16 protein-coding genes are annotated in these 15,984 nt (G+C 61.4%); all 16 read left to right on the top strand.

The window, feature by feature from the left end; all coding sequences use genetic code 11:
• Positions 1-293: 293 nt before the first annotated feature.
• The 16 genes from mnmG to glmS all read left to right on the top strand — a co-directional run bounded on the left by mnmG (position 294) and on the right by glmS (position 15,955).
• Positions 294-2,186, top strand: coding sequence for a tRNA uridine-5-carboxymethylaminomethyl(34) synthesis enzyme MnmG (mnmG, locus tag N8H22_RS03955; protein WP_264589300.1), 1,893 nt, complete (start codon positions 294-296; stop codon positions 2,184-2,186).
• Positions 2,186-2,833, top strand: coding sequence for a 16S rRNA (guanine(527)-N(7))-methyltransferase RsmG (gene rsmG, locus N8H22_RS03950; RefSeq protein ID WP_264589299.1), 648 nt, complete (start codon positions 2,186-2,188; stop codon positions 2,831-2,833). Before mnmG ends, rsmG begins: the two co-directional genes overlap by 1 nt.
• 18 nt (positions 2,834-2,851) lie before the next feature.
• Complete coding sequence (locus tag N8H22_RS03945; RefSeq protein ID WP_264589298.1) at positions 2,852-3,640, top strand: ParA family protein; 789 nt, start codon at positions 2,852-2,854, stop codon at positions 3,638-3,640.
• 9 nt (positions 3,641-3,649) lie between these two features.
• Complete coding sequence (locus tag N8H22_RS03940) at positions 3,650-4,522, top strand: ParB/RepB/Spo0J family partition protein (RefSeq protein ID WP_264589297.1); 873 nt, start codon at positions 3,650-3,652, stop codon at positions 4,520-4,522.
• 136 nt (positions 4,523-4,658) lie between these two features.
• Positions 4,659-5,057 (top strand): F0F1 ATP synthase subunit I, encoded by a 399-nt coding sequence (locus tag N8H22_RS03935; protein WP_264589296.1) that lies wholly within the window; start codon positions 4,659-4,661, stop codon positions 5,055-5,057.
• A 15-nt stretch (positions 5,058-5,072) separates the two neighbouring features.
• Positions 5,073-5,927 (top strand): F0F1 ATP synthase subunit A, encoded by an 855-nt coding sequence (gene atpB / locus N8H22_RS03930; RefSeq protein ID WP_264589295.1) that lies wholly within the window; start codon positions 5,073-5,075, stop codon positions 5,925-5,927.
• A gap of 57 nt (positions 5,928-5,984) precedes the next feature.
• Positions 5,985-6,212 (top strand): F0F1 ATP synthase subunit C, encoded by a 228-nt coding sequence (gene atpE / locus N8H22_RS03925; RefSeq protein WP_003290909.1) that lies wholly within the window; start codon positions 5,985-5,987, stop codon positions 6,210-6,212.
• 93 nt (positions 6,213-6,305) lie between these two features.
• Entirely contained in the window at positions 6,306-6,776 is a 471-nt protein-coding gene (locus N8H22_RS03920) for a F0F1 ATP synthase subunit B (protein ID WP_264589294.1), read from the top strand.
• A gap of 12 nt (positions 6,777-6,788) precedes the next feature.
• Positions 6,789-7,325, top strand: a complete 537-nt coding sequence (locus N8H22_RS03915) for a F0F1 ATP synthase subunit delta (RefSeq protein WP_264589293.1) — start codon at positions 6,789-6,791, stop codon at positions 7,323-7,325.
• A 15-nt stretch (positions 7,326-7,340) separates the two neighbouring features.
• The gene (atpA, locus tag N8H22_RS03910) at positions 7,341-8,885 is read left to right on the top strand and encodes a F0F1 ATP synthase subunit alpha (RefSeq protein ID WP_264589292.1); all 1,545 of its coding nucleotides are present in this window, start codon (positions 7,341-7,343) and stop codon (positions 8,883-8,885) included.
• A 50-nt stretch (positions 8,886-8,935) separates the two neighbouring features.
• Positions 8,936-9,802, top strand: coding sequence for a F0F1 ATP synthase subunit gamma (gene atpG, locus N8H22_RS03905; protein ID WP_253752427.1), 867 nt, complete (start codon positions 8,936-8,938; stop codon positions 9,800-9,802).
• 30 nt (positions 9,803-9,832) lie between these two features.
• Positions 9,833-11,209, top strand: coding sequence for a F0F1 ATP synthase subunit beta (gene atpD, locus N8H22_RS03900; RefSeq protein WP_102833153.1), 1,377 nt, complete (start codon positions 9,833-9,835; stop codon positions 11,207-11,209).
• Between the two features lie 74 nt (positions 11,210-11,283).
• Positions 11,284-11,712 (top strand): F0F1 ATP synthase subunit epsilon, encoded by a 429-nt coding sequence (locus N8H22_RS03895; protein WP_237255414.1) that lies wholly within the window; start codon positions 11,284-11,286, stop codon positions 11,710-11,712.
• A gap of 139 nt (positions 11,713-11,851) precedes the next feature.
• Positions 11,852-13,213 (top strand): bifunctional UDP-N-acetylglucosamine diphosphorylase/glucosamine-1-phosphate N-acetyltransferase GlmU, encoded by a 1,362-nt coding sequence (gene glmU / locus N8H22_RS03890; protein WP_264589291.1) that lies wholly within the window; start codon positions 11,852-11,854, stop codon positions 13,211-13,213.
• A 121-nt stretch (positions 13,214-13,334) separates the two neighbouring features.
• Positions 13,335-14,117, top strand: a complete 783-nt coding sequence (locus N8H22_RS03885; RefSeq protein WP_264589290.1) for a DeoR family transcriptional regulator — start codon at positions 13,335-13,337, stop codon at positions 14,115-14,117.
• A gap of 2 nt (positions 14,118-14,119) precedes the next feature.
• Positions 14,120-15,955, top strand: coding sequence for a glutamine--fructose-6-phosphate transaminase (isomerizing) (glmS, locus tag N8H22_RS03880; RefSeq protein ID WP_264589289.1), 1,836 nt, complete (start codon positions 14,120-14,122; stop codon positions 15,953-15,955).
• Positions 15,956-15,984 lie beyond the last annotated feature (29 nt).

The raw sequence follows: 15,984 nt of genomic DNA, 5'->3' as shown, positions 1-15,984 counted from the left end.
AGGTGCGTACTGCATTCGCACCGGTAACCCATAGGCGCAGCACAGCGTTATCCTTTGCCACGACCCTGTTGTTTCGAGGCCTACAAGAGGTTATCCACAGATTTCGGCTTGCACATACATAAACATATAAACAAGCTCTTTATAAATTTCTTCTTTTTTAATCTTTTTGAAGGACCACCACTTCAGATGCCCGGCTGGTTATTTTTTGTCCAAGGCCCTTCTTATGCGACGGCTAACTGCCTATACTTCGCGGCTTCCCAAAAACTCCCATCTGAACAGGCACGAGGTGCGTGGTGGACTTCCCTTCCCGTTTTGACGTGATCGTTATCGGTGGCGGCCATGCCGGTACCGAAGCTGCCTTGGCAGCAGCACGCATGGGCGTGAAGACCCTGCTGCTCAGCCACAATGTGGAAACCCTGGGGCAGATGAGTTGCAATCCGGCCATCGGTGGCATCGGCAAGAGCCACCTTGTCAAGGAGATCGATGCCCTGGGTGGTGCTATGGCCACCGCCACTGACAAGGGCGGCATCCAGTTCCGCGTGCTCAATAGCCGCAAGGGACCAGCGGTACGCGCCACCCGCGCGCAGGCCGACCGTGTTTTGTACAAGGCGGCTATTCGCACGATCCTGGAGAACCAGCCGAACCTGTGGATATTCCAGCAGGCGGCCGATGACCTGATCGTCGAACAGGACGTGGTCAAGGGCGTGGTCACTCAGATGGGGCTGCGTTTCTTCGCTACCTCGGTGGTACTGACCACCGGTACCTTCCTCGGCGGACTGATCCATATCGGGTTGCAGAACTACTCCGGCGGTCGGGCTGGTGATCCGCCCTCGATTGCCCTCGCGCAACGGCTGCGTGAGTTGCCCCTGCGCGTCGGCCGGCTGAAGACCGGTACGCCGCCGCGCATCGATGGCCGTTCGGTGGACTTTTCGCAGATGACTGAGCAACCGGGCGACAACCCGCTGCCGGTGATGTCGTTCCTCGGCAGCCGCGATCAACATCCGGCACAGGTAAGCTGCTGGATCACCCACACCAATGCGCGCACTCACGAGATCATCGCTGCTAACTTGGATCGCTCGCCCATGTATTCGGGCGTGATCGAAGGCATTGGTCCGCGCTACTGCCCTTCGATCGAGGACAAGATCCACCGTTTCGCTGACAAGGACAGCCACCAGGTCTTCCTCGAACCTGAAGGCCTAACCACTCACGAGCTGTATCCCAACGGCATCTCCACCTCGCTGCCGTTCGACGTGCAGCTGCAGATCGTGCAGAGCATTCGTGGCATGGAGCACGCACATATCGTGCGCCCGGGCTATGCGATCGAGTACGACTACTTCGACCCGCGCGATCTCAAGTACAGCCTGGAGACCAAGGTGATCGGCGGGCTGTTCTTCGCCGGCCAGATCAACGGCACCACCGGCTACGAGGAGGCGGGCGCCCAGGGCCTGCTCGCCGGCGCTAACGCCGCACTGCGCGCTCAAGGCCGTGATGCCTGGTGCCCCCGCCGTGACGAGGCCTATCTCGGCGTGCTGGTGGATGACCTGATCACGCTTGGCACTCAGGAGCCCTATCGCATGTTCACCTCGCGCGCCGAGTATCGGCTGATCCTGCGCGAGGACAATGCGGATCTGCGTCTGACCGAAAAAGGCCGCGAGCTGGGCCTGGTCGATGATGACCGTTGGGCGGCGTTCTGTGCCAAGCGCGAGGGTATCGAACGCGAAGAGCAGCGCCTGAAGAGCAGTTGGGTCCGTCCGGGTACGCCCGAGGGCGAGGCCATCGTCGAGCGTTTCGGCAGTCCGCTGGCACGCGAGTACAACCTGTTGAATCTACTGGCACGTCCGGAGATCGACTACCGCAGCTTGGTCGAACTCACCGGCGATGGTGTCGAGGATGCGCAGGTTGCCGAGCAGGTGGAGATCAAGACCAAGTACGCCGGTTACATCGAACGCCAGCAGGAAGAAATCGAGCGGCTGCGCGCTAGCGAGAACATCCGACTGCCGGAAGATATCGACTATGCGACCATCTCCGGACTGTCCAAGGAGATCCAGCACAAGCTGTCCCAAGCCCGTCCTGAGACTCTTGGTCAAGCATCGCGGATTCCCGGCGTGACGCCAGCGGCGGTTTCGCTGCTGATGATTCATCTGAAAAAGCGCAGCGCTGGCCAGCAGCTGGAGCAGAGCGCCTGATGAGTCTGGTCAGTCCGCACCACGCCGAGGAGCTTCGCCTTGGCGCCCGTGAGCTGGGCGTCGACCTCAGCCCATTGCAACACGAGCAGCTGCTCGCCTATCTGGCGTTGCTGATCAAGTGGAACAAGGCGTACAACCTCACGGCGGTCCGCGATCCGGATGAGATGGTGTCGCGCCATCTGCTCGACAGTCTCAGTGTGGTGCGGTTTGTCGCCGAAGGAGGCCAGCGTTGGCTCGACGTGGGCAGCGGTGGCGGCATGCCTGGCGTGCCGTTGGCGATTCTGTTTCCCGAGCGCGCATTCACTCTGCTCGACTCCAACGGCAAAAAGACGCGCTTCCTCACTCAGGTGAAGCTCGAGCTGAAGCTGGCCAATCTCGAAGTGGTGCATAGCCGCGTCGAGCAGTTCCAGCCTGCGGCCGCCTTCGACGGCATCACCTCGCGCGCCTTCAGCTCGTTGCAGGACTTTGCCAGCTGGACCCGTCACCTGGGTAACTGCGATACGCGCTGGTTGGCGATGAAAGGGGTACAGCCTGACGACGAGCTGCAAGCCTTGCCACCTGACTTCCGTCTCGAGGCCTGTCACGTCCTCAAGGTTCCCGGTTGCCAAGGTCAGCGCCATCTGCTGATACTGCGCCGCACTTCATGACCCGGACAGACACTGACCATGGCTAGAGTATTCGCCATCGCCAACCAGAAGGGCGGTGTCGCCAAGACCACCACCTGCATCAACCTGGCGGCCTCGCTGGTTGCCACCCGACGTCGGGTGCTGCTGGTCGACCTCGATCCGCAGGGCAATGCCACCACCGGCAGCGGTGTGGACAAGCTGAACCTGAACTATTCGATCTACGACGTGCTGATAGGCGAGTGCAGCCTGGTCGATGCCATGCAGTATTCCGAACATGGCGGCTACCAGCTGTTGCCGGCCAACCGCGATCTCACGGCTGCGGAAGTTGCGCTGCTCAATCTGCCGGCTAAGGAAAACCGCCTTCGCGAGGCGCTCGCTCCGGTACGTGAAAACTACGATTACATTCTCATCGACTGCCCACCGTCACTGTCGATGCTGACCATCAATGCGCTGACCGCAGCCGACGGGGTGATCATCCCCATGCAGTGCGAGTACTACGCCCTCGAAGGGTTGAGCGACCTGGTCAACTCGATTCAGCGCATCGCCCAGGTACTCAATCCCAGCCTCACCATCGAGGGCCTGCTGCGCACCATGTACGATCCGCGCAGCAGCCTGACCAGCGATGTCTCAGCTCAGCTGAAGGCACACTTCGGCGACAAGCTCTACGACACGGTCATCCCTCGTAACGTGCGTCTCGCCGAGGCTCCGAGTCACGGCATGCCGGCATTGGTCTACGACAAGCAATCAAAAGGCGCAATGGCCTATCTGGCGTTGGCCGGAGAGCTGTCTCGCCGTCAGCGCAAAGCCGCGCGCGGCGCACTCGCATAAGGAATCTTCATGGCAACCAAGAAACGAGGTCTCGGACGCGGATTGGATGCCCTGCTCGGCGGCGCTACGGTGGCGGCGATGCAGGAAGAAGCCGTACAGGTGGACAATCGCGAGCTGCGGCATCTGCCGCTGGATCTCATCCAGCGTGGCAAGTACCAGCCGCGACGCGATATGGACCCCACGACGCTGGAAGAACTGGCGCAATCGATCAAGAGCCAGGGCGTGATGCAGCCGATTGTGGTACGCCCGATCGCCGGTGGGCGCTACGAGATCATCGCTGGCGAACGCCGCTGGCGGGCTAGCCAGCAGGCGGGCAAGGACAGCATTCCGGCGATGGTGCGCGATATTCCGGACGAAGCCGCCATCGCCATGGCGTTGATCGAGAACATCCAGCGCGAGGACCTCAACCCTATCGAGGAGGCCATGGCACTGCAGCGGCTGCAGCAGGAATTCCAGCTGACCCAGCAACAGGTTGCCGATGCGGTGGGCAAGTCGCGGGTGTCGATCAGCAATCTGCTACGTCTGATCGGACTGCCGGAAGAGATCAAAACGCTGCTCTCGCACGGCGATCTCGAGATGGGCCATGCCCGTGCGCTGCTCGGCCTGCCGGCCGAACAGCAGGTAGAAGGGGCGCGGCACGTTGTCGCACGTGGTCTGACCGTGCGCCAGACCGAGGCACTGGTTCGCCAGTGGCTGAACGGAAAAGAAGCCGCCAAGGCAGAACCGAAGAGTGATCCCGACATCAGCCGCCTGGAACAGCGGCTGGCCGAACGCCTGGGCTCTCCGGTGCAGATCAAGCATGGCACCAAGGGCAAAGGGCAACTGGTGATTCGCTACAATTCGCTGGATGAGTTGCAGGGCGTACTGGCGCACATTCGCTGATACAAAGATTTTGTAGTGCTGGTCGGAAATTACTACCTGACGGTTGAACCGGGTGGGTCCTGCTCCTATACTCGCCGCGCTTTTTTGGACTGCGGAAGAGCGCCAGCCGTGACCCGCCGCTGAAGATGGTTATACGGTGAACATACGCAACAAGACACCTTTCCATCGTTTGCCGGCCGTCCGCGTATTGCAGGTGCAAGCGCTGGTTGTACTGCTCGCCGCTGTCTTAAGCGGGGTATTTTTTGGTATCGTCGCCGGCTATTCAGCGCTGCTCGGCGGACTGATTGCCTGGTTGGCGAATCTGTACTTCGCGTACAAAGCGTTCCGTTATTTTGGCGCGCGTTCGACCAGAGCAATCGTCCAGTCCTTCTGGTCCGGCGAGATGGGCAAACAAATTCTGGCAGCGGCGCTTTTCGCGCTGGTGTTTGTGGGAGTAAGACCGCTCAATCCGGTTGCCTTGTTTACCGGCTACTTGCTGGTTCTTGGCGTCGGGGCGAGCGCGCTCCTGCTGATGAAAAACAATCCGAAGCATTGAGCATTTGAGGCGTTTATGGCGAGCACACCGGCTGAATATATCCAGCACCACCTGCAAAACCTGACCTACGGCAAGCTGCCGGCTGGTTACGAGCGTGCTGATGGTACTGTCCTCGACCAGGCGACCTGGACCATTGCCCAGACCGGCCTCGAGGCTCGCGACATGGGTTTCATGGCCTTCCATCTGGACACACTGGGCTGGTCGCTGCTGATGGGCGCCCTCTTCATCCTGTTGTTCCGTAGCGCCGCCAAGGCCGCAACCGCCGGCGTACCGGGCAAGCTGCAGAATTTCGTCGAGATGTGCGTCGAATTCGTCGAAGGCGTGGTCAAAGACACCTTCCATGGCCGCAATACTCTGATCGCTCCGCTGGCGCTGACCATCTTCGTCTGGGTGTTCCTGATGAACAGCCTGAAGTGGATTCCGGTCGACTACATCCCGGGCATCGCCGGTCTGCTCGGCCTGCCGGCGTTCAAGATTGTGCCGACCGCCGATCCGAACGGCACCTTTGGCCTGTCGCTCGGCGTGTTCATCCTGATCCTGTTTTACAGCGTCAAGGTCAAGGGTTTCGGCGGTTTCAGCAAGGAACTGGCGTTTACCCCGTTCAACCACTGGTCGCTGGTGCCGTTCAACCTGTTCCTCGAGATTCTCGGCCTGCTGACCAAGCCGCTCAGTCTCGCGCTGCGTCTGTTCGGCAACATGTACGCTGGTGAGGTGGTGTTCATCCTCATCGCCCTGCTGCCGTTCTACGTGCAGTGGACCCTGAATGTGCCTTGGGCGATCTTCCATATCCTGGTGATTCCGCTGCAGGCCTTCATCTTCATGGTACTGACGGTGGTGTACCTGAGCTCTGCCCATGAAGAACATCACTGAAAACCGCTAACGTTTTAACCGAAAAACCTTAACCCCCCTTAGCTTCAGGAGCTTTACATGGAACTCGTCTACATCGCCGCCTCCATCATGATCGGTCTGGGTGCCCTGGGCACTGGTATCGGCTTCGCCCTGCTGGGTGGCAAGCTGCTGGAATCCACCGCTCGTCAACCTGAGCTGGCTCCTCAGCTGCAAACCAAGACCTTCCTGATGGCTGGTCTGCTCGACGCCGTGCCGATGATCGGCGTTGGTATCGCGATGTACCTCATCTTCGTTGTCGCCGGTTAATCATTTTTCCGGTTTGAGATGGGGTTCGCCGGGCGAGCCCCGTCGCCGTGGAATGACTCCCGCGTTGAACGAGATAGCACGAGGTAAATCGCTGTGAACATTAACTTGACGCTGTTCGGTCAAACGCTCGCTTTCGCTATCTTCGTCTGGTTTTGCATGAAGTTCGTCTGGCCGCCGATCACGGCCGCCATGAGCGCACGCCAGAAGAAGATCGCCGAAGGACTGGATGCGGCAGGCCGTGCGCAGCAGGACCTGAAACTGGCTCAGGACAAGGTGTCCAACACCCTTCGTGAGACCAAGGAGCAGGCTGCCCAGATTCTCGAGCAGGCGAACAAGCACGCCAACGCGATCATCGAGGAAGCCAAGCAGCAGGCACGTGTTGAAGGCGAGCGACTGGTCGCCGGCGCCCGCGCCGAGATCGAACAGGAAGTGAACCGTGCCAGGGACCAACTGCGCAGTCAGGTAGCGGCTCTTGCCGTCGCCGGTGCAGAGAAGATCCTGGAGTCCCAGGTGGACGCCAAGGTGCACAACGAGCTGGTCGAAAAACTGGCCTCCCAACTCTAAGCGAGGCAAGCGATGATCAATACCCAGACGCTTGCTCGGCCTTACGCGAAAGCCGCTTTCGAGTTCGCCAGCGCGGCCGGACAGACCGATTCCTGGTCGAAAATGCTGAACCTGGCCGCCATCGCTGTTGAAGTTCCCGACGTCGCAGCGTTGCTGAACGACCCCCGCCTGACCAGCGAAAGCAAGGTCAAGGAACTGGTGCGTCTGCTCGGTGACGACGCTGATGAAGCGTTCCGCAACTACGTCCAGACCCTTGGCGAGAATGATCGCCTGGCGGTCCTGCCGACCGTGTGGGAGCTGTACGAGGACATCAAGGCGCAAGCCGAGAAAACGCTCGAGGCAGAAGTTGAAACCGCCTTCGAGCTCAGCAACGAGCAACTCCAAACTTTGGCTGCCGCCCTGTCGAAGCGGCTAGATCGCACCGTCAACCTCCAGCAGGCCGTGAATCCTGCGCTGATCGGCGGCGTGTTGATTCGCGCCGGTGATGTGGTTGTCGACGGTTCGGTCCGCGGCAAACTGAGCCAGTTGGCCGAATCGTTGAAATCCTGATTTGAGGGTCATGGCATGCAGCAACTGAATCCTTCCGAGATTAGTGAAATCATCAAGCAGCGCATCGAGAAATCGAATGTTGCTGCTCAAGCCCGTAATGAGGGCACCGTCGTCAGCGTTTCTGACGGTATCGTACGCATCTACGGTCTGGCCGACGTCATGTACGGCGAGATGATCGAGTTCCCTGGCGGCATCTTTGGTATGGCACTGAACCTGGAGCAGGACTCCGTCGGTGCCGTGGTTCTGGGTAACTACCTGGGCCTGACCGAAGGCATGAGCGCCAAGTGCACTGGCCGCATCCTCGAAGTTCCGGTTGGTCCGGAACTGCTAGGTCGCGTCGTCGACGCACTGGGCAACCCGATCGACGGCAAAGGCCCGATCAACGCTCAGGCAACTGACGCGGTCGAGAAGGTCGCGCCGGGCGTGATCTGGCGTAAGTCGGTAGACCAGCCGGTGCAGACCGGTTACAAGTCGGTCGACGCCATGATCCCGGTAGGCCGTGGCCAGCGCGAGCTGATCATCGGTGACCGTCAGATCGGTAAGACCGCCCTGGCCATCGACGCCATCATCAACCAGAAGAACAGCGGCATCCGCTGCGTCTACGTGGCCATCGGTCAGAAGCAGTCGACCATCGCCAACGTGGTGCGCAAGCTGGAAGAGCACGGCGCTCTGCAGAACACCATCGTGGTGGCTGCTTCGGCTTCCGAGTCCGCTGCGCTGCAGTACCTGGCTCCGTACGCCGGCTGCACCATGGGCGAATACTTCCGCGACCGCGGTGAAGACGCGCTGATCGTCTATGACGATCTGTCCAAGCAGGCCGTGGCTTATCGCCAGATCTCCCTGCTGCTGCGTCGTCCGCCGGGACGTGAAGCCTACCCGGGCGACGTGTTCTATCTCCACAGCCGTCTGCTGGAGCGCGCTTCTCGCGTTTCCGAAGAGTATGTCGAGAAGTTCACCAATGGTGCGGTGACTGGCAAGACCGGCTCGCTGACCGCTCTGCCGATTATCGAAACCCAGGCGGGCGACGTTTCCGCGTTCGTTCCGACCAACGTGATTTCGATCACCGACGGTCAGATCTTCCTGGAATCGGCCATGTTCAACGCAGGCATCCGTCCGGCCGTCAACGCCGGTATCTCGGTATCCCGCGTCGGTGGTGCCGCGCAGACCAAGATCGTCAAGAAGCTGTCCGGTGGTATCCGTACCGCACTGGCTCAGTACCGTGAACTGGCTGCGTTCGCACAGTTCGCTTCCGACCTCGACGAAGCGACCCGCAAGCAGCTGGAGCATGGTCAGCGCGTTACCGAGCTGATGAAGCAGAAGCAGTACGCGCCGATGTCCATCGCCGACATGTCCCTGTCCCTGTATGCCGCCGAGCGTGGCTATCTGACGGACGTGGAAGTGGCCAAGGTTGGCGCCTTCGAGCAGGCCCTGATCGCCTTCTTCAACCGCGAGTTCGCCGACCTGATGGCGAAGATCAACGTGAAGGGCGACTTCAATGACGAAATCGACGCTGGCCTGAAGGCTGGTATCGAGAAGTTCAAGGCCACGCAGAGCTGGTAAGCCGCAGCGGGAGCCGCGAGGCTCCCGCCTGCTAACCCGATAGGTGTCAAATGGCAGGCGCAAAAGAGATTCGCAGCAAGATTGCGAGCATCAAAAGCACGCAGAAGATCACCAGCGCCATGGAAAAGGTGGCGGTCAGCAAGATGCGCAAGGCACAGATGCGCATGGCTGCCAGCCGCCCTTATGCGGAGCGGATCCGGCAGGTAATCGGCCATCTGGCCTACGCCAACCCGGAATACCGTCACCCGTTCATGGTTGAGCGTCCGGTCAAGCGTGTCGGCTATATCGTCGTGTCTACTGATCGTGGTCTGTGCGGTGGCCTGAACATCAACCTGTTCAAGGTCCTGATCAAGAACATGAAGGAGTGGCACGATCAGAAGGTCGAAGTTGACCTCTGCGTGATCGGCAACAAGGGCGCGAGCTTCTTCCGCAGCTTCGGCGGCAACGTCGTCGCGGCGATCGGCAACCTCGGCGAAGAGCCATCGATCAACGATCTGATCGGCAGCGTCAAGGTCATGCTGGACGGCTTCTACGAAGGCCGTATCGATCGCTTGTACCTGGTATCCAACAAGTTCATCAACACCATGACCCAGAAGCCCACGGTCGATCAGCTGCTGCCCCTGGCCGCAGACGAGAACGCCGAGCCGGTCAAGAAAGGTCAGTGGGACTACCTCTACGAGCCGGATGCCCAGCAGCTGCTGGATGCCCTGCTGGTTCGCTTCATCGAGTCCCAGGCCTATCAGGCGGTAGTTGAGAACGGCGCAGCCGAACAGGCCGCGCGGATGATTGCCATGAAGAACGCAACCGACAACGCCGGTGAGCTGATTAGCGACCTGCAACTGGTCTACAACAAGGCCCGTCAGGCTGCGATCACTCAGGAAATTTCGGAAATCGTCGGCGGCGCTGCCGCGGTTTAAGAACGGTTCAAATATTCAGAGGAACCAAACATGAGTAGCGGACGTATCGTTCAAATCATCGGCGCCGTTATCGACGTGGAATTTCCGCGCGATCTGGTACCGAACGTCTATGACGCACTGAAAGTTCAGGGCGCCGAGACCACCCTGGAAGTCCAGCAGCAGTTGGGCGACGGCATTGTCCGTACCATCGCCATGGGTTCGACCGAAGGCCTCAAGCGTGGCCTGGACGTCGTCAACACCGGCACCGGTATCTCCGTGCCGGTCGGTAAGCAGACCCTCGGCCGCATCATGGACGTCCTGGGTAACCCCATCGACGAAGCCGGCCCGATTGGCGAAGAAGAGCGCTGGACCATCCACCGCGCTGCTCCGTCCTACGCAGAGCAGGCTGGCGGCAACGAGCTGCTGGAAACCGGCATCAAGGTTATCGACCTGGTTTGCCCGTTCGCCAAGGGCGGTAAGGTCGGTCTGTTCGGTGGTGCCGGTGTCGGCAAGACCGTAAACATGATGGAGCTGATCCGTAACATCGCCATGGAGCACAGCGGTTACTCCGTGTTCGCCGGTGTGGGTGAGCGTACTCGTGAAGGTAACGACTTCTATCACGAGATGAAGGACTCCAACGTTCTGGACAAGGTTGCCCTAGTTTACGGCCAGATGAACGAGCCGCCGGGAAACCGTCTGCGCGTGGCTCTGACCGGCCTGACCATGGCCGAGAAGTTCCGTGACGAAGGTCGTGACGTTCTGCTGTTCGTCGACAACATCTACCGTTACACCCTGGCCGGTACCGAAGTGTCCGCGCTGTTGGGCCGTATGCCTTCGGCGGTAGGTTACCAGCCGACTCTGGCCGAAGAGATGGGCGTTCTGCAGGAGCGCATCACCTCCACCAAGAATGGCTCGATCACCTCGGTACAGGCCGTCTACGTTCCCGCGGACGACCTGACCGACCCGAGCCCGGCGACCACCTTCGCCCACCTCGACGCCACCGTCGTACTGTCGCGTGACATCGCTTCCCTGGGTATCTACCCGGCGGTAGATCCGCTCGACTCGACTTCGCGTCAGCTGGATCCGCTGGTGATCGGGCAGGAGCACTACGACACCGCTCGCGGCGTTCAGTACGTGCTGCAGCGCTACAAGGAGCTGAAGGACATCATTGCGATCCTCGGTATGGACGAACTGTCCGAGACCGACAAGCAGCTGGTATCCCGTGCTCGTAAGATCCAGCGCTTCCTGTCCCAGCCGTTCTTCGTGGCCGAAGTCTTCACTGGCTCGCCAGGCAAGTACGTGCCGCTGAAGGAAACCATCCGTGGTTTCTCCGGCATCCTCAATGGCGACTACGACCATCTGCCGGAACAGGCGTTCTACATGGTCGGCAGCATCGACGAAGCCATCGAGAAAGCCAAGAAACTGTAACTGGCGCGCCCGTTCGCGGGCGCCAACCAGCCTGACTGGCAGCTGCTGGCCAGGCTGATTACCGAGGCATGAACATGGCTATGACAGTCCATTGCGACATCGTCAGTGCGGAAGAAGAGCTGTTCTCGGGGCTGGTGGAAATGGTCATCGCCCACGGGAACCTTGGTGACATCGGTATCCTGCCGGGGCACGCGCCGCTGCTGACCGATCTCAAGCCCGGTCCGGTGCGAGTGATCAAGCAGGGTGGTGACGAGGAAATCTTCTACATCTCCGGCGGCTTCATCGAAGTGCAGCCGAACATGGTGAAGGTGCTTGCCGATACCGCTACGCGCGCCAAGGACCTCGACGAGGCAGCCGCTCAGGCTGCCGTCAAGGCCGCCGAAAAGGCGCTGCACGAGAAGGGCGCGGAGTTCGATTACGGTTCCGCCGCCGCACGTCTCGCCGAGGCTGCAGCTCAGCTGCGCACCATCGAGGCATTGCGCAAGAAGTACGGTCGGCACTGATCGATCCGCGACTTCATCGCGCACGAGTAAAAGGGTAGCCTTGGCTACCCTTTTTCTTTTTCAGCTATCGCGTTGATCTGCCCGTCCGTTTCAGCTGGGTAGACGATGGCGGTACACCAGACCCGTCCAGGATTCGCCCATGTCTCTCGATATCGTCATCCTCGCCGCTGGCCAGGGCACGCGCATGCGTTCCTCCTTGCCGAAAGTCCTTCACCCTGTTGCCGGGAAGTCCATGCTCGGACACGTCATCGATACCGCGCGCGCCCTAAAGCCGCGCAGCATCCAGGTGGTGATCGGTCATGGCGCGGAACAGGTACGCGAGCGGCTGGCGGGTTCCGACCTGAATTTCGTCGTGCAAGCCGAGCAGCTCGGCACCGGACATGCAGTGGCGCAGGCGCTACCGAACCTGTCGGCTGAACGCGTGTTGATTCTTTATGGAGATGTGCCGCTGATTGAGGCGCAGACCCTGCAACGCCTCTTGGCCAAGGTAGCCGCACAGCAGTTGGCGCTGCTTACCGTCGAGCTCGCTGATCCGACCGGGTATGGGCGGATCGTTCGTGACACCGACGGGAGCGTGCGGGCGATCGTCGAGCACAAGGACGCCAGTGCCGAGCAACGGGCGATCCGCGAAGGCAACACCGGCATACTCGCCGTGCCGGGCGCGCGTCTGGGGGAATGGCTGGGGCGGCTGTCCAATAGCAACGCTCAGGGCGAGTACTACCTGACCGACGTGATCGCGATGGCGGTGGCCGACGGTCTGCAGATCGCCACCGAGCGCGCGCAGGATGCGCTCGAGGTACAGGGCGCCAACGATCGTATCCAGCTCGCCGAGCTGGAGCGCCATTACCAGCAGCGGGCGGCCCGCCGGTTGATGGCCGAGGGCGTCACCCTGCGCGACCCGGCGCGCTTCGATCTACGTGGCCAGGTCAGCATTGGCCGAGACGTGCTGATCGACGTCAACGTGGTGCTCGAGGGCAAGGTGATCATCGAGGACGAGGTGCAGATCGGGCCGAACTGCGTGATCAAGGACAGCACCCTGCGCTGCGGTGCGATCGTCAAGGCCAACTCCCATCTCGACGGTACGGAAGTCGGTGAGGGCGCCGACTGCGGCCCGTTCGCGCGGCTGCGTCCGGGCAGCGTTCTGGGCGCCAAGGCGCATGTGGGCAACTTCGTCGAGCTGAAGAACGCAACGCTGGGCGATGGCGCCAAGGCTGGGCATCTCAGTTATCTGGGCGACGCCGAGATCGGCGCGCGGACGAACATCGGCGCCGGCACCATCACCTGCAACTACGACGGTGCCAACAAGTTCAAGACGGTGATGGGCGAGGACGTCTTCATCGGCTCCAACAGTTCACTGGTCGCACCGCTGAATCTGGGAGATGGCGCAACCACCGGTGCCGGCTCGACCATCACCGAGGACGTGCCGGCGCATACGCTCGGATTGGGCCGCGGGCGCCAGCGCAACATCGAAGGCTGGCAGCGCCCGAAGAAGCAATCGTAAGTCGAGCGCGCGTCAGTCACTCGGAAGATGCTCGCCGTCGGCCGACGAGGCCGGTTCGCTTGCAGCGCCGCGGCACTTATGTTTTGATTCGCGCCGTTATATTTCGAATCGAAACATATCAATGTCGAAGCGCAACACCCCACAACGTCGCCACGCCATCCTCGCCTTGCTCAACGAGCGTGGCGAGGTCAGTGTGGATGAGCTGTCGCGGCGTTTCGAAACCTCCGAAGTCACGATCCGCAAGGATCTCACCGCGTTGGAAAAAAACGGCCTGTTGCTACGTCGATACGGCGGCGCGGTGCCGTTGCCGCAGGAATTGATCGGCGATAGCGTGCAGCCCATTTCGTCGTGCAAACAGGCCATCGCCCGCGCGGCAGTCGGCTGCATCCGCGAACATGCGCGGATCATCATCGATAGCGGTACCACCACGGCGGCGATGATCCCGCAGCTCGGCCACAAGCACGGCTTGGTGGTAATGACCAACTCGCTGAACGTGGTCAACGCACTGCGCGAGCTCGAGCACGAGCCGGTGCTGCTGATGACCGGCGGTACCTGGGACCCGCATTCGGAATCCTTTCAGGGCCTGGTCGCCGAGCAGGTGCTGCGTTCCTACGACTTCGACCAACTGTTCATCGGCGCCGACGGCATCGATCTCGAACGTGGCACGACCACCTTCAATGAGCTGCTGGGGCTGTCGCGGGTCATGGCCGATGTCGCCCGTGAGGTCATCGTGCTGGCCGAGTCCGACAAGATCGGCCGACGGATACCGAATCTCGAGCTGCCCTGGAGCAGCATCCATACCCTGATCACCGATGAGCGCCTCAGCGACGAGGCGCGCACCCTTATCCAGGCCCGTGGCGTCAAGCTGATCTGCGCGGCCGTCGAACCCAATCTGGAGACCTGACCATGTGTGGCATCGTTGGCGCCGTCGCCGAACGCAACATTACCGCGATCCTGCTCGAGGGCCTCAAGCGCCTGGAATACCGGGGTTATGACAGCGCCGGCATCGCCGTGGTCGATGGCGCCGGGGCGCTGCAGCGCCTGCGCCGCAACGGCAAGGTCGCCGAGCTGGAGCAGGCTCAGCAGCAGACTCAGTTGACCGGACGCCTGGGCATCGCCCACACCCGCTGGGCCACCCACGGCGCACCCTGCGAGCGCAACGCCCATCCGCATTTCTCCGGGACTGACCTGGCCGTGGTGCACAACGGCATCATCGAGAATCACGAGGCGCTGCGCAGCCAGCTCAAAGCGCTCGGCTACGCATTCCACTCCGACACCGATACCGAAGTCATCGTGCACCTGCTGCACCACAAGCTCGATTCGCTCGGCGATCTCACCGCTGCGCTCAAAGCGGCGGTCAAGGAACTGCATGGTGCCTATGGCCTGGCAGTGATTTCGGCCCGCCAGCCTGATCGTCTACTGGCCGCGCGTAGTGGCAGCCCGCTGGTGATCGGCCTGGGGCTGGGCGAGAACTTCCTCGCTTCCGATCAGCTGGCGCTGCGCCAGGTGACCGACCGCTTCATGTACCTGGAGGAGGGCGACATCGCCGAGATCCGCCGCGACGGCTTGCAGATCTGGGATGTCGACGGTCAGCCGGTACAGCGCGAAATCGTGCAGTATCACGAGGGGGCCGAGGCGGTAGACAAGGGCGAGTACCGTCATTTCATGCTCAAGGAAATCCACGAGCAGCCCAAGGTGGTGCAGCGCACCCTGGAAGGGCGCTTGGGTGAGCAGCAGGTGCTGGTCCAGGCCTTCGGACCGCAGGCCGCCGAACTGTTCGCGCGGGTGCGCAACGTGCAGATCGTTGCCTGTGGTACCAGCTATCACGCCGGTATGGTCGCGCGGTACTGGCTCGAAGAACTGGCCGGGATTCCCTGTCAGGTCGAAGTGGCCAGCGAGTTCCGTTACCGCAAGGTGGTGGTACAGCCCGACACGTTGTTCGTCACCATTTCCCAGTCCGGCGAGACCGCCGACACGCTGGCTGCGCTGCGCAATGCCAAGCAACTGGGCTACCTCGCCAGCCTGGCGATCTGCAACGTTGGCATCAGCTCGCTGGTGCGCGAATCCGATCTTTGTCTGCTAACCCAGGCTGGCCCGGAAATTGGCGTCGCCTCGACCAAGGCTTTCACCACGCAGCTGGTCGGGCTGATGCTGCTGACGCTGGCGCTCGGCCAGGTGCGCGGCAACCTGTCGGCGGCGACGGAAGCCGAGCTGGTTGCCGAACTGCGCCGGCTACCGACGCGCCTGGGTGAAGCACTGGCGATGGATGCCACGGTGGAGAAGATCGCCGAGCACTTCGCCGAGAAGCACCACACGCTGTTCCTCGGTCGCGGTGCGCAGTATCCGGTGGCCATGGAAGGCGCGCTCAAGCTCAAGGAAATCTCCTATATCCATGCCGAGGCCTACCCGGCCGGGGAACTCAAACACGGCCCGCTGGCGCTGGTGGACGCCGACATGCCAGTGGTCACGGTGGCGCCGAACAACGAGCTGCTGGAGAAGCTCAAGTCCAACCTGCAGGAAGTGCGCGCGCGCGGCGGCGAGCTGATCGTCTTCGCCGATGGTGCCGCCGGACTGGAGAACGGCGAGGGGACTTTCGTGGTGAACATGCCGCACATCCACGATGCGCTGGCGCCGATCCTCTACACCCTGCCGTTGCAGCTCCTGTCGTACTACGTCGCCGTGCTGCGCGGCACCGACGTCGACCAGCCGCGCAACCTCGCCAAATCGGTGACCGTGGAGTAAGCGGAGTGCATTGCCGGCAGCGCGCGCCG

The organism is Stutzerimonas sp. S1, assembly GCF_025966695.1.
GTDB lineage: Bacteria > Pseudomonadota > Gammaproteobacteria > Pseudomonadales > Pseudomonadaceae > Stutzerimonas.
Note: the sequence above shows the minus strand (reverse complement) of the source record. Positions and strands in the feature narration are given on the sequence as shown.